Here is a 12,636-nt window from a genome sequence, read left to right on the forward strand (position 1 = left end):
CGCCCCTTCGGGGCGTTGCTCAGCCGCCGGTTTTCACCATGTGCTCCGGCGAGAAGCCGCCCCAGGTGCCGTCCGGGAGCTTTGCGCGGATTCGCACGCGGTGAGTTACTCCGGCCTTGCGGCCCGCGTAGAAGCTGTACGTCGCCTTTTCCCGGGGTGGGGTCCCGCCCCATACCAGCGAGGTGGCCGGTTGCCCGTCTAGCTGGATCTGATACTCCGTGACCACGCCGTCCGTGAGGGGCGGGACCCAGGAGAGGTCGATGTGGTACGCACCGTCGGCGCGGTGGGTCGTCGCGCGGAAGCCGGTCGGGGCCGTGCCGCGCCCGTTGTCGGTGCCGGGCGTCGTCGTGAGGCGGACGGTGCCGGTGGTCGGTGAGAGGTTGTCGGCCGCGTCGCGGGCGCGGACCGTGAACACATAGGGCGTGCCCGGCCGCAGCCCCGTCACCACGGTCGCCGTCTGGTTCCCGCCCACACTGTGGATTTTCGTGGTGCCTTGATAGATGTCGTACGACACCACGTCCCGGTCGTCCGTCGACGCTGACCAGGACAGCTGGACGGCCCGGCTGCCGACCACCTGGCCGCTCGGACTCCCGGGGCCGGTCGGGGCCACCCGGTCCGCCGCCATCGCCCGGGGTGTCGTGGTCCGGACCTCACGGCTCTGCGGCCCGAGACGCCCCTCGGTGTCGCGGGCCCGCACGGTGAAGACGTACATGGTGGACGGTCGGAGCCTGGTGACATCCACCATGTGCTCCGAACCAGGCACTTCCTTGACCTTCGTGGTGCCGCGATACACCTCGTACCGGCTGATGCCCTGGTCCGATGACACCGCGTTCCACATGACGTGCACGCTGGTGGCGCTCCCCGCCTCGGCGGTGACGCCCACCGGAGCCCCTGGCAGCCGTTCACCCTCACCGTCACCCGTCCCGCCCCATGCGCAGGACGTGACCAGCGGCAGCGCGCAGAGCGCCACGATCGCGAGCCGGGGAAGGGGAGCGGGAACGTGTCGCACGGCTCTGCCTCCAAGGGGCGGCATGACGCAATGGTCCGGACCAATATGGCGCCAATGACGCGATCACATCAAGGGGTCGGTCGTTGGTGGCCGCCCGGCGGGGTTACGTATGCTGAAGCTCCTCGCGGCTGAACTTCCCTTGCGGAATCGGGAGTTCATGCCGGTGGCGCGGAACGCTGTCGTCGCTGATCCCGCGCCGGCGCGAGCGGCCGGGTGGCCGGAGCCGATACGGGCCCGGCCGCCCGGCCCCGGTCGGATCTTCAGAGACATGCGCCGTCCGGCCCTCCAGTGCTGGACGCAAGATCGAAACGGCACCAGATTGGGCCGGGCGACCGTCAGTGTCCCCGAGGAGAGGCCCTCTCATCGTGCGTGTCTCGTCCCTTGCGCTGGTCGCGGCCAGTTGCGCCGTGCTGGCTCCGACGGCGTACTCCGCTCCCCGCGCCGAACCCGCCGTCCGGGAAGGGCTGTTGGAGGTGTGGCGCGAGGGTGACGTCAGCGCCGCCGCAGTGCTGGCCAGGGTGCGGGACTGCGCCCCCGTGTCCAAGGGCCGCTATCGCAGCGATGCCGGCGCACCCGCGACCATTCCGGTGTGCGGCACCGAGGAAGCCGTCTTCTGGAAGGCCGACCTGGACATCGACTGCGACGGCCGGCCCGGCCCGCACTGCAACGCCCGGACCGACCCGCACTTCTCCGACGCCACCGCCTACCCGCAGTCCGACGGCAGCCCATTGGACGCCGAGAGCCTCCCGTACATCGTCGTGCCCGTGCCCAGTTCCCTCTGGGACCACCGTGCCCATGGCGTCGACGGCGGCGCGGTGGCCGCCGTGATCCACGGGGACCGGGTCCAGTACGCCGTCGTCGGCGACACCGGCCCGCACGACCTCATCGGCGAGGCGTCCTACGCCACCGCCCGGGCCCTGGGCATCCACCCCGACCCGCACGGCGGCGGCACGGACTCCGACGTCACCTACATCGTCTTCAAGGGCAGCCGGGTGAAGCCCATCGAGGACCACGCCGGAGCCGTGCTCATCGGGGAGCGGCTGGCGCGGCAGTTCGTGCGGGGCGGTGAGGTGTCGTAAGACCCGGCTCGTGCGGGGAGGTGAGCCGGAAGCGGTGGCTCGTGCCCGGGCGCCGAGCGAAGGTCAGACCGCCGCCCAGCCGTCGTCGACCGGGAGGGTCACGCCGTTGATGTTGCTCGCCGCGTCCGAGGCGAGGAAGACGATGGCGGCGGCCTGCTCCTCCGGCTGGGCCAGCTTGCCGATGTTGACGAAGTGCGGGCCGAGCGCGGCCGGGCCGTGGGCGCTCTGATCGGCGTCCACCACGATGGCGGTCTGCGTGCCGCCCGGGGCGATGGCGTTCGCGCGGATGCCCTGCTTGCGGTACATCACGGCGAGGGACTTCGTCAGCCCCACGATGCCGTGCTTCGACGCCGTGTACGCGGCGCCCGCCGCGCTGCCCCGCAGCCCGGCCTCCGAGGCCGTGTTCACGATGGCGCCCCTGCCCGCCGCGAGCATGTGCGGCAGCACCGCCCGCGTCAGCAGGAACGGAGCGGTCAGGTTGACCCGTATGACCCGCTCCCACTCCGCGTCGCTCACCTCGTCGAGCGCCGACATCCGGTCCATGATCCCGGCGTTGTTCACCAGGACGTCCACCCCGCCGAAGCGCTCCACGGCGGTCTCGGCCACCCGGTCGACGACGGCCTGCTCGCTCAGGTCACCCACCACGGCGACCGCGGCGCCGCCCGCCTCCTCGATCTCCTTGACGACGGCCTGAGCGCCCTCGGCGTTGAGATCCGCCACCACCACTCGCGCGCCCTCGGCGGTGAAGGCCAGAGCGGTCGCGCGCCCGATGCCCGAGCCCGCTCCGGTGACGATGACGCTGCGCCCGTCCAGTCCGCTGGCCATGAGGTGCTCCTGTCTGTGCGTACGAGGGCTGCCGCCCCTTGTGCGGGGGCGCGGTGTGTCGGGGCGTCGTGCCCGCTCGGCGCCACTCTACGACTTAATGTCTTCGAGTGACATAAAGTAGTGAGGGAGAATTCCGGCGCAGCAGCAACCGGAGCCGGAGGACCACATGACCGCCCTCAGCGGACGCACGGGACGCCCACCTCTCACCGAGGAGCGCAAGGCCGAGATCCGGCTGGAGATCGCCCGGGCGGCGGTGGATCTGTTCGTCGAGCAGGGGGTGGCCGCGACCACCGGCGAGCAGATCGGTCAGGCGGTCGGCGTGTCGGCGCGCACGGTGTGGCGCTACTTCCCGAGCAAGGAGAGCTGTGTGTCGCCGCTGTTCTCGGCGGGCATCGACATGATCGCCGACCGGCTGCGGCAGTGGCGGCCCGGGCACTCTCTCGACCAGGTCTTCTCACCGGAACTGGCGACCGACCACCGCCTCGTCGCAGGGCCGGACCGGGCCACGCTCGGCGCGCTCGTCCGGCTGACCCGCACCGAACCGGGACTGCGCGGGGTCTGGCTCCAGACCTACGACGAGGCCGAGCCGGTGTTCGCCCGTGCCCTCGCCGAGCGGGCCGGGCTGGCCGTCGACGATCTGCGGCCGACGATCCAGGCGGCGATGTTCAACGCTGCCCTGCGCGCGGCCGTCGAGCGCTACGCCTGGCGCAGCGCCGAAGTGCGGATCGACCCGGAGACGGCGGAGGCCGAGCTGCTGGCGATCATGCGCTCGGCGCTCGCCGTCGTGGGAGAGGGGCTCACGTAGGCCCAGTCAGGGCCTCAGGGTTGCTCACACCTTCCGATACGTGTACGCCTCCCCGGCCGCCGCCTCCACCGCCGCGAGGTCGGCCCCCGTCGCAGCCGTCACGACCGCGGCGACCGCGCCCTCGACGAAGGGAGCGTCCACGAGCCGTGTGCCGTCAGGGAGTTCGTCGCCCTCCGCGAGCAGGGCCTTGACCGTCAGCACCGCGCTGCCGAGGTCGGTGAGGACGGCGACGCCGGCGCCCCGGTCCACGGACGCGGCCGCGGCGGCGATCAGTTCGGCGCTGGTGCCGAGTTCGCCGCTCTCGGTGCCGCCCGCTGGGGCGACGGGCACCGCCGTGCCACCGCCCGCGAGCGCCTGCGCCAGCTCGGCCACCGACGCGGCGACCTGCGCGCTGTGCGACACCAGCACGATCCCGACGAGCTTGCCGTCACTCACCGCCCACCTCCGCGAGAGCCGCGATCAGCAGCGCCGACGAGGTGGCGCCGGGATCCTGGTGCCCGATGCTGCGCTCACCGAGATAGCTCGCCCTGCCCTTGCGGGCCTGCAACGGCGTGGTCGCGAGCGCCCCTTGCTCGGCGGCGGCGCGTGCCGCGGCGAAGGAGTCGTCGAGGGCGTCCACGGCCGGCACCAGCGCGTCGATCATGGTCTTGTCGCCGGGCGCGGCCCCGCCCAGCGTCATCACCGCGTCCACGCCGGCGCGCAGCGCAGCCGCGAGCTCCTCCTCGCTCACCTCGGCCGCGTCCCCGAGGGCTTTGCCGGTGCGGCGCAGCAGCGTCCCGTACAGCGGCCCCGACGCGCCGCCCACCGTCGAGATCAACTTCCGCCCGGCCAGGGCGAGGACGTCGCCGGGCGTGTCCGGGGCCTCCTTCTCCAGCGTGGCGGTCACGGCGGTGAACCCGCGCTGCAGATTGCTGCCGTGGTCGGCGTCCCCGATGGGCGAGTCGAGAGCGGTGAGCCGTTCCGCCTCGCGGTCGACGGACGCGGCCGTCGCCGTCATCCAGCGGCGGAAGAAGTCGGCGTCGAGCACTGGATCTCCTTGCGTGGTAGGTGCGTTGGCTGCGTCCCGCGCTGGCTCACATGCCCCAGCGCAGGCCCGGCGTCTTCACCGGCGCGTCCCACAGCCCGAGCGTTTCCTCGTCGATCTGGCACAGGGTGACCGAGGCGCCGGCCATGTCGAGCGAGGTGACGTAGTTGCCCACGAGCGTGCGGGCGACGGCCACACCGCGCGCGGCGAGCACCCGCTGCACCTCCGCGTTGAAGCCGTACAGCTCGAGCAGCGGTGTCGCGCCCATGCCGTTGACCAGGACCAGGACGGGGTCACGGGGGTTGAGGTCCTCCAGGACCGCGTTCACGGCGAAGTCCGCGATCTCACCGGACGTCATCATCGCCCGCCGCTCCCGGCCGGGCTCGCCGTGGATGCCGATGCCCAACTCCAGCTCGCCGGGCGGCAGATCGAAGGTGGGGCTGCCCTTGGCCGGGGTGGTGCAGGCGCTCAGCGCCACACCGAAGCTGCGGGAGTTCTCATTGACCTGCCGGGCGAGTGTCTCGACGCGCTCCAGCGGCATCCCCGCCTCGGCCGCCGCCCCCGCGATCTTCTCCACGAACAGCGTGGCACCCGTGCCGCGCCGCCCGGCCGTGTAGAGGCTGTCGGTGACCGCCACGTCGTCGTTGACGAGCACCTTCGCGACCTGGATGCCCTCGTCCTCGGCGAGTTCGGCGGCCATGTCGAAGTTGAGCACGTCACCCGTGTAGTTCTTCACGATGAACAGCACGCCCGCCCCGCTGTCCACGGCCGCCGCCGCGCGCACCATCTGGTCCGGCACCGGCGACGTGAACACCTCGCCCGGACAGGCCGCCGAGAGCATCCCCGGGCCCACGAATCCGCCGTGCAGGGGCTCGTGCCCCGAGCCGCCGCCGGAGATCAGGGCGACTTTCCCGGCGACGGGCGCGTCCCGCCGTACGATCACCCGGTTCTCCACGTCGACGGTCAGCTCGGGATGGGCCGCTGCCATGCCCCGCAGGGCGTCCGTGACCACGGTCTCCGGGACGTTGATCAACATCTTCATGGGTACCTCCTGGGGAGATTAGCAGATGGGCCTCTGGCCTGTGTCGTTGCTGGTCAGAGTGGGTTACGTCAGTTGTCGATCTTGGCGGTCAATGGCGGTCGGAAGCGGGCTCTGGCGGGGCTGATGCTGACTCAATGCTGACTTTGATGACGGGGTGTCAGATGCTGTTGACGTACGGGTTGACGGTTCCAGACGCCTGCTCTCGGAAGTATCGACGCTGACCGGGCGCGGGGTCACGTGTGCGGACGCCAACCGGCGCGTGCGGGTCACACCGCTGCGCCACGCGGTGATTCATCGAGGCGATCAGGTTGTCCCCGCAGGCCGGCTGCCGCAGGTTTCTATCGCGTCAGCCGAGACGAGTTGGACGTCGGTCCGACACGGCTGCCACCATCTGGGGCTTCAATGACCTCACCGGAGAGGCCCACCCATCTTCCTGCAGCTGGCTCACGAATGACGACATCCCCAACGCGGTCCTGCTCGTGAGTTTCAAAGCGCAGCCCATAGATCCGTTGCGGAACGAGGTCTCGGTCACCACTCGCACGGGTCCGCACGGCAATGGGCGCCGCGTTGGACGGCGCGAGCGAGTTCCGGTCGGCGCAGTGACCGGCAGGGTCGCAGTCCTCTACGGGTATGTCTGCCGTGCTGACCTGTCGCCAGGTTCGGCCTGTACTGGATAGGCGGTCTGATCGAACCCGGCCGTGCTCAGACGGTGACCTCTGCCGGGAAGGGGCACTTCGCGTGGCAAGCGGTGCAGTCACAGTGCTGTGACGTCGCTGCGGCGGTGATCCGGCTTGAAGGGGCGGTGCGGAAACCGTTGCCCTGATTGAGCGCTGAGCGGTTCCCGATCTGCCCCAGAACACGCCCCCCCTCGGTCCCGGGCTGTGGCTGAGGAACGCTGCGATCACACAGAGGAGGGATGGTCTGCAGCAGGTGTCTGTACGTGAATTGGAAGGGGCCCGGGGCCGATTCCGAGAGCGTGATGGTCTCACGCAGGACGCTCGTCGCGGGATAGCGGGGCTCATAACCCGGCGTACAGCCCGACTCGTCTGCCATTAGGGCTCTGACCTGGACTTATGGTCTTGGCGGGGCCCTTTCCCGTGTCTGAGTACATCCCGCCTCTACCTGCGGGTTCCCGGGAGTTCCCGCGCAAGTGTGCACGCGTTGTGCACTGGGGCGCGGTGCCGGGCGGTGGGTTCGAGCGATGTCACCGACCGCATGCAAGGGTCCGCCGAGGGCCGAGGCTTCAATCTGGACGCATGGATTCGGCCTCTGTGCGCTCTGGTCGTGGCCGGGGTTGCCGCGTATGCCTCGTATGTTCACCAGCGTGAGTTCGCGCTGCAGGGTAGGGCGGATGAGGTGAGTGCTTCGTTGTGGCCACTGTCCGTGGACGGGCTCTTGTTGCTGGCCACGGTCGGTCTGCTGAAGCCCTCGGGGGGTCGGCACGCGCCGAGCGCACGGTGCCGTGTGGTCGGCATTTCTGCTGGGGACCGCGGTCTCTCTGGCTGCGAACATCGCGGCGGCCCCCGCCCTGGAGTGGAAGCCGGTGCTTGTCGCGGGGTGGCCTCCGGTCGCTTTGCTGCTGTCGGTGGAGCTTCTGGTGTACCGGCCGGTTGACCAGCTGGATGACACGGTGGGCCAGGCGGGAGACGGCAGCAGACGTGCGAAGGGCAAGCGACGGCACCGGGGCGAGGATCCGTTGCTGAGGCGGGCTCGGATGATTGATGTCCGGCATCGGGAGCTGCACCATCGTCCCGCGTCGGCAGAGACCCTGCGGAAAGCGCTGCGCGTCGGCGCGAGATGATCGAGGCAGTTGACCGCACTCGTACGGCAGAGCCGGAGTGGCAGCGACGGTGCCGAGGTGCTCCGCGATCGGGTGGACGGACAGAAGAGACGACGTTCCGATTGAGCCCTGGCGATCGCGGCGTGACTTGCGAGGCGAGGTTTCTGTGTTTCCCGGCGTTGTTGTCGCCTGGTGGGCGCAACCTTGCTGCTGTGGCTTGGCCTCGGGTCCCAGTCTTGGCCAGAGCCGCGGTCAAGGGCTGGTCGTGCCACGCCAACTGTGAATTGCGGAGTGCGTTCGTCGTGACGACGTCGGCACATCTCCCGAGAAGCGCGGTGGGCTGACGTGGTGAGCACCGCTCTGTTCGATCACTGCACAGGTTCGAACCCCCGGCGGGGCCACATGCAGAAGGTCGCAGGGCTGGTCAGCGGTTTCTTTTTGGGGCGGCTGGTGGTGGAGGGCCAGTTCCGTCCTGCGGACCTGCCGCTGCCGTCGCATCTGGTTGCGCTGTGGCTCGAGAGCGTGGCCACCTTCGGCACGGCCGACGACGGTCGGTGCTATTCAGCGAACGCGGCGGCATCCTCACCTACACCGCTTACTACTGGGTCTGGCGCGAGGCCGCCGCTCTGGCGCTGCCGCCCGCCCTCTCCGGCACCCCCGCTCGCGAAGCGCCCGTACGACCTGCGCCACTCGGCGCTGTCCACGTGTTGTGTGCCGGGGCGGATCCGGCTGAGGTCGCCCAGCGGGCGGGGAACAGAGTCCAGGTCTTGCTGAGCCGGTACCTGAAGTGCCTGTACGACCGGCAGTCCATCAACAATCAGCGCATCGAGGGCTGCTGAGCGCCTACGACCAGTCGCCCGAGGAGGATCAGTAGCCTCTGGGCGGAGTCGGTGATGACTCCAGGCAATAGCTCCGCATTGGGTGCTGCGAAACAGCCGAGCCCCAGCGGTTCGTCTCTTGTGCGAGGGACGGCCTTTGTCAGAGGTCGTCCGTAGCATGTGGGTACCTGGAGGAGGTGTTGTGGCCGTACCTGTCGCGCAGCAACGCAAGTTGACTCAGCGTTCCGGCAATATCTGCGCCTTTCCCGAATGCGGCTTGCTGCTGACGGCTCAGGGGACGCCGGAGGACCCTGTTGTGGTGCTCGGCGAGATGGCCCATATCGTTGCTGAGAGCCCGAACGGTCCGCGGGGCGATTCGCCGCTGACGCCGGAGCAGCGCAATCGGTACGAGAATCTGATCTTGCTTTGCAATCAGCATCACCAGCTGATCGACTCCGAAGGTGCGCTTGCGAAGTACACGGTGGAGCGTCTGCACGCCATGAAAGAGACTCACGAACAGCGGATCGAGCGCAGGCTCGGCGGGCGTTCCAACGTGCCGTCGGAACTGCCCCCGATGGTCAACGACACCGTGTACAGCAACGTGCTGCCGGTCACGCAGATGCCGCGCTACATCTACGGAGCCCCTTGCTCTGCCAGCCGGGAGAACGAGGTCCGGCCGGCCGCGGCATCTGCCGGGACGATGACGCCGTTCATCCTGCGTGAGGGGCGGTTGTGGGCATTCCAGGACTTGCGTGACACCAGCAACCCGTTCGCCGGCGCGGTGGCGTGCACGGAGACCGAGCGCTTCTCCACCAAGGAGTGGTGGACGGATCCCGACAGGCTGGGGTGGTACATCGCGCTGCTGAACCGGTCGCTGAACAAACTCACCGGACGTCTCGGACTGCGGCTTGACCACGACCACCACCGCTACTACTTCGAACCGGAGGTGGCAGGCGTTGAACGTTCCGTGCCGTACACGCCGTTGAATGCCAGCAGGGCGACCCGGAGTGTCGTATGGCAGCCCAAGAAGCGAGCGACCGGAGAGGCTCGCAACTACTGGCTTCACCGCGCTGTTTCGCTGCGCTTCTTCCTCATCGGTGACAACCAGTGGTGCCTCAGCGTCAGACCCGAGCTGCGTGTCACCTCCGACGGCTTCGAGTCCATACAGGCCAAGTACATCGGGCGGCAGGTGACCCGGAAGAAGTCCCGCCTGTTCAACCACGACCTCCTGGGCGAAGTCCAGTTCTGGCGGGACTTCCTCGGCAGGAGCAGTCCGCGGATTTTCTTCCCCTTCGGCACCGACCGGCAGAATTTGATCGTCTCGACCTCGCTGAGCAGCGGTCAGGTGCGCTGGCCGGGCATTCCCGCCGAGCACGACATGCCCTTCAAGAACGTCGAGTACGTGGACGACCTCTTCACCTGGGCCGAGGCGGAGGGCCTGAGCGAGGACGACGATCCCGCCGGCGAAGACGACGAGGACGCGGAGGAAACACTGCGATGACGGCACGCCCTGCTCCACCGAGTGTCTCGCCCGCCGGCTCGCCGTCCCTCATCGCCAGCACCTACTTTCCCGAACCGCTGCTGCAGTTCGCCGACGACGGCCTGCACATCGACCCCAAGGCCGGCATCGCACGCTACGGACCACGTTCCTGGACAGCATCGGGCCGCCACCCCGCCCGGCTGCGCGTGGGGCTGATCGGTACCGCAGAGCTCGTCGAGGCGGCCCGCACCTGGATGAGCAGTCGCGCCGAGGGCGTACGTGGAGACGTGAACAACCCGGAGTTCCCCGGATGGATGCCCGATCGCGGGTTCTTCTCGTCGCTGGAGTTCGACGATGCGTGGAATGAGGAACTCGGGCAGACCGAACTGCGGCAGGTGCTGGAGATCAAGTCGCAGAAGGACCGCTTCCACGCTGCCGTGACCCTGTTCGAGACCAAGTTTCGACAGTTGGCAGAGCGTGACAGCGTCCCCGACTACGTCGTGATCGCGCTGTCCGACGAGATCGTGACGCGCTGCGGCACGGCCGACTACACCAGCAAAGAGACCGGCGCGGTCCATCGCGACCTGCGCCGCGCCCTCAAGGCAAGCGCCATGAAGTTCCGCCTGCCGACGCAGATCGTCCGAGCGCCCACGCTCGACGGGCGCGACAGGACACCGCCCTCCCGCATCGCGTGGAACTTCTTCACCGCGATGTACTGCAAGGCGGGAGGCTATCCGTGGAGTCCGTCCGGCCTCACGCCGGGTACCTGCTATGTCGGCATCGGCTTCTACCGGCCGCTGGGTAGCGCGGCTGCGACGATGCAGACCAGCCTCGTGCAGGCGTTTGACGAGCGAGGGGAAGGGCTGGTTCTCCGGGGACACGAATTCGAGTGGGACCCGAACAAGACCGGGAGCCGTTCGCCTCACCTGACGGCCGACGGCGCGCATCAGCTGATGGCCCTTGTACTCGACCGGTATGAGGCAGTGATGAAGCAGACCCCGGCTCGCGTCGTGGTCCACAAGACCTCGCGCTACTGGCCGGACGAACGCGACGGCTTCCGCGCGGCAATCGAGTCCCGCGTGAGGCGCTACGACCTGATGGCGCTTGAAGCGCAGAGCCGGGTTCGCCTCATCACCACCTCGAAGTATCCGCCGCTTCGCGGAACCCGCTTCAGCTTCGGGGAGTTGGACTACCTGTACACGACGGGTTACATATCCGCACTCAACGAGTTCCACGGGATGCACGTTCCGGCGCCGCTTCAGGTCGCTGATCACGTCGGGCAGGTCTCTTCGCGGGATGCCCTGTTGAGGGAAGTTCTCGCGCTCACCAAGCTCAACTGGAACTCGGCCGCATTGGGCGGACTCCTGCCGATCACGATCAAGTTCTCCGGGCTGGTCGGCGAGATCATGAGGGAAATCCCCGCCGAGCGGGAGCCACTGCCTCAATTCAAGTTCTATATCTGAACTCACAGGCGTGGGCTTCGGGCAGCACGGGCACATTCAGAGGTCAGCCCATGCCACGACAGAGGTTCGTTCGGTGATCCCGATTCAGGCAAAGTCAGGGCCTCAGCGAGCCCTGTGCGCGGTCATGCCTGTGCCGGGGTGCCGATGTCGTCGAGGAGCCCGTCCGGAGCGTCGAGGGCGTTTCGCGCCTGCCCGGCGAAGGCTGAGAGCTTCTCCTTGAGTTCGGAGGCAGCCGTCGACACCGCTCGCGAGCGTTGGCCAAGTGCTGGATCGTCGTACGCGCGCTTGGCGTGGATCAAGGAATAAGACCTGGCGTTGTATGTGGCTGTGGTTGCAAGTTCCACGATGGCCTCGACCAGGTCTGCGATGCCGCGTGGTCCTTCGATCATGACGATGGGGCCGGTGGTGCGCACTGCAGGCAGGAGCGCGGACACCTCTCGCCACGCGGCGGCGAGTTCTTCCGGTGAGTGATCTCCCCGGACTGAGGCGTAAGCCATCGATGAAAGACGTCCCAGAGCTTCCTGGTGGGCAGTGATGGCTTCGAGGAATCTGCTGTACACCTCGCGTCGCCCCTGGCGCCGCCAGTGCGAGTGCTGACTGCGTCCCTGAGATCTTCCCGTCAGGGCGGCTGCTCCCAGCGTCCCGCCTGCTCCGAGGAGTCCTCCCACGGCTGTACCCAGCAGGGCAGCCACCCCAGCGTCCATTGCTGCACCTTCGCATCGTCGAGTTGAACGACATCGTTCCCCGGCTATGGTGCGTCACGCGGCGGATCCGGACGATTGCCATGCCCGACGCGAGCCGCCGAGTGCCGGAGGAGGCTGCTGCTTTCGGTGGGACTGTGGAGTCCAGCAGCAGTCAGGGCATCGAAGGGTTCCTCAGCGTCTACGGCCGCCCGGCTTGGATCAGTCGCGTCCGGAGCGAGTTGGTGACTGCTGTGGCTCGTCGTGATTGAGGAGGGCGCTGTGTGTCAGACCTTGATCACAGTGGACCGTCCGCCGCACAGCACGGTCAGGTCCTCGGGGTCCGAGGTGAGGATGGTGACCGGTCCGGGCGCGGTGAGGGCGGTGGCGCTGAGCATGGCGTCGATGGCGTACTTGTGGCCGTGCAGGCCGGCGTCGGCGAGGAACACGGCGGCGTGGCGGGCGATCGGCTCGGTGACCGGTTCGACGACCAGGCGGGACAGCGTCCACTCCAGGGTCGGCCGGTTGATTTGAGGGTGGACCACTTCGGCGCGCGGCCCATGAGCAGGGGGTTGGGAGCGGATGGGTCGGCTTTGAGCGCGCGCAGATGGCTGTAGGCGGCGCCTTGGTA

Annotated in this window: 12 protein-coding genes and 1 pseudogene; 6 read left to right on the forward strand and 7 right to left on the reverse strand. The window is 68.6% G+C overall.

Annotated elements, in window-relative coordinates; all coding sequences use genetic code 11:
- Positions 1–19: 19 nt before the first annotated feature.
- Positions 20–1,009: a fibronectin type III domain-containing protein gene (locus ACTWQO_RS10380; protein ID WP_443236930.1), complete on the reverse strand. Its 990-nt coding sequence runs from the start codon at positions 1,007–1,009 to the stop codon at positions 20–22.
- Positions 1,010–1,374: 365 nt separating this feature from the next.
- On the opposite strand from ACTWQO_RS10380, the gene ACTWQO_RS10385 reads away from it, so the two are divergent.
- Entirely contained in the window at positions 1,375–2,088 is a 714-nt protein-coding gene (locus tag ACTWQO_RS10385; RefSeq protein ID WP_443236931.1) for a glycoside hydrolase family 75 protein, read from the forward strand.
- A gap of 63 nt (positions 2,089–2,151) precedes the next feature.
- On the opposite strand, the gene ACTWQO_RS10390 is transcribed toward ACTWQO_RS10385, so the two are convergent.
- A complete protein-coding gene (locus tag ACTWQO_RS10390; protein ID WP_443236932.1) occupies positions 2,152–2,913 on the reverse strand; it encodes an SDR family NAD(P)-dependent oxidoreductase in 762 nt (253 codons plus the stop codon).
- A gap of 166 nt (positions 2,914–3,079) precedes the next feature.
- On the opposite strand from ACTWQO_RS10390, the gene ACTWQO_RS10395 reads away from it, so the two are divergent.
- Positions 3,080–3,718 (forward strand): TetR/AcrR family transcriptional regulator, encoded by a 639-nt coding sequence (locus ACTWQO_RS10395; RefSeq protein WP_443236933.1) that lies wholly within the window; start codon positions 3,080–3,082, stop codon positions 3,716–3,718.
- 24 nt (positions 3,719–3,742) lie between these two features.
- Here ACTWQO_RS10395 and ACTWQO_RS10400 read toward each other — a convergent pair whose 3' ends face one another.
- The 3 genes from ACTWQO_RS10400 to dhaK are packed head-to-tail and all read right to left on the reverse strand — an operon-like array spanning position 3,743 to position 5,784.
- Positions 3,743–4,153 carry a PTS-dependent dihydroxyacetone kinase phosphotransferase subunit DhaM gene (locus ACTWQO_RS10400; RefSeq protein WP_362949959.1) on the reverse strand — a complete coding sequence of 137 codons (411 nt, stop codon included), beginning with the start codon at positions 4,151–4,153 and terminating at the stop codon, positions 3,743–3,745.
- Positions 4,146–4,745 carry a dihydroxyacetone kinase subunit DhaL gene (dhaL, locus tag ACTWQO_RS10405; RefSeq protein ID WP_443236934.1) on the reverse strand — a complete coding sequence of 200 codons (600 nt, stop codon included), beginning with the start codon at positions 4,743–4,745 and terminating at the stop codon, positions 4,146–4,148. The genes ACTWQO_RS10400 and dhaL overlap by 8 nt, the downstream gene beginning before the upstream one ends.
- 46 nt (positions 4,746–4,791) lie before the next feature.
- Positions 4,792–5,784: a dihydroxyacetone kinase subunit DhaK gene (dhaK, locus tag ACTWQO_RS10410; protein WP_443236935.1), complete on the reverse strand. Its 993-nt coding sequence runs from the start codon at positions 5,782–5,784 to the stop codon at positions 4,792–4,794.
- 1,215 nt (positions 5,785–6,999) lie between these two features.
- On the opposite strand from dhaK, the gene ACTWQO_RS10415 reads away from it, so the two are divergent.
- From ACTWQO_RS10415 to ACTWQO_RS10430, 4 genes are all read left to right on the forward strand, one after another.
- A complete protein-coding gene (locus ACTWQO_RS10415; protein ID WP_443237107.1) occupies positions 7,000–7,398 on the forward strand; it encodes a DUF2637 domain-containing protein in 399 nt (132 codons plus the stop codon).
- A 720-nt stretch (positions 7,399–8,118) separates the two neighbouring features.
- On the forward strand, positions 8,119–8,403 hold the full coding sequence (locus tag ACTWQO_RS10420; protein ID WP_443236936.1) for a hypothetical protein: 285 nt from the start codon (positions 8,119–8,121) through the stop codon (positions 8,401–8,403).
- A gap of 181 nt (positions 8,404–8,584) precedes the next feature.
- Entirely contained in the window at positions 8,585–9,883 is a 1,299-nt protein-coding gene (locus ACTWQO_RS10425; RefSeq protein WP_443236937.1) for an HNH endonuclease, read from the forward strand.
- The gene (locus ACTWQO_RS10430; RefSeq protein WP_443236938.1) at positions 9,880–11,325 is read left to right on the forward strand and encodes an argonaute/piwi family protein; all 1,446 of its coding nucleotides are present in this window, start codon (positions 9,880–9,882) and stop codon (positions 11,323–11,325) included. The genes ACTWQO_RS10425 and ACTWQO_RS10430 overlap by 4 nt, the downstream gene beginning before the upstream one ends.
- A 122-nt stretch (positions 11,326–11,447) precedes the next feature.
- On the opposite strand, the gene ACTWQO_RS10435 is transcribed toward ACTWQO_RS10430, so the two are convergent.
- Both ACTWQO_RS10435 and ACTWQO_RS10440 read right to left on the reverse strand, forming a co-directional pair.
- Entirely contained in the window at positions 11,448–11,885 is a 438-nt protein-coding gene (locus tag ACTWQO_RS10435) for a hypothetical protein (RefSeq protein WP_443236939.1), read from the reverse strand.
- A gap of 407 nt (positions 11,886–12,292) precedes the next feature.
- Positions 12,293–12,553 (reverse strand): annotated as a pseudogene (locus ACTWQO_RS10440) (type II toxin-antitoxin system VapC family toxin); the annotation flags it as partial.
- Positions 12,554–12,636 lie beyond the last annotated feature (83 nt).

This window comes from Streptomyces sp. 4N124 (genome assembly GCF_052245395.1).
GTDB lineage: Bacteria > Actinomycetota > Actinomycetes > Streptomycetales > Streptomycetaceae > Streptomyces.

What these genes read in the sequence shown, in the direction of transcription:
- ACTWQO_RS10390 (WP_443236932.1), bottom strand. Translation starts at nt 2,913, where the DNA reads ATGGCCAGCGGACTGGACGGGCGCAGCGTCATCGTCACCGGAGCGGGC.
- ACTWQO_RS10395 (WP_443236933.1), top strand. Translation starts at nt 3,080, where the DNA reads ATGACCGCCCTCAGCGGACGCACGGGACGCCCACCTCTCACCGAGGAG.
- dhaK (WP_443236935.1), bottom strand. Translation starts at nt 5,784, where the DNA reads ATGAAGATGTTGATCAACGTCCCGGAGACCGTGGTCACGGACGCCCTG.
- ACTWQO_RS10415 (WP_443237107.1), top strand. Translation starts at nt 7,000, where the DNA reads ATGCAAGGGTCCGCCGAGGGCCGAGGCTTCAATCTGGACGCATGGATT.
- ACTWQO_RS10430 (WP_443236938.1), top strand. Translation starts at nt 9,880, where the DNA reads ATGACGGCACGCCCTGCTCCACCGAGTGTCTCGCCCGCCGGCTCGCCG.